Here is a 414-nt window from a genome sequence, read left to right as displayed (position 1 = left end):
TAAGTGCACTTCGTCGTGGCGCGCAAATCATTGTTGCCACGCCAGGTCGCTTAATTGCCCACATTAACCGTGGCTCAATCAAGTTTGAGAGCTTACAAGCACTTGTTCTTGATGAAGCAGACGAAATGTTACTCATGGGCTTCATTGATGATGTAGAAAGCATCATGGAGAAAACACCACGTGAAAAGCAAACATCTCTGTTCTCTGCGACCATGCCTAAGCAAATTCAAAATATCAGCAGCAAGTACAAGAAAGCGCCTGAGCAAGTTCATATCTCTGCGCCTAACTCAACTGTATCAACGCTGGAGCAACAATATTGGAATGCACACGTACACAAAAACACAGCTATCGTTCGCTTCTTAGAAGCAGAACAATACGATGGTGCAATTGGTTTCGTACGTACACGTAACGACA

At 44.2% G+C, this 414-nt stretch carries 1 protein-coding gene; it reads left to right on the top strand.

What is annotated here, in order from left to right; translation table 11 throughout:
- The coding region (locus tag CWB80_RS22390; protein ID WP_138686330.1) for a DEAD/DEAH box helicase at window positions 1–414 on the top strand (414 nt) is incomplete at both ends.

It is taken from the genome of Pseudoalteromonas sp. S1650, from assembly GCF_005887195.1.
GTDB classification, from domain to species: Bacteria; Pseudomonadota; Gammaproteobacteria; order Enterobacterales; family Alteromonadaceae; genus Pseudoalteromonas; species Pseudoalteromonas simplex.
This window is presented reverse-complemented; position numbering and strand designations above follow the sequence as displayed.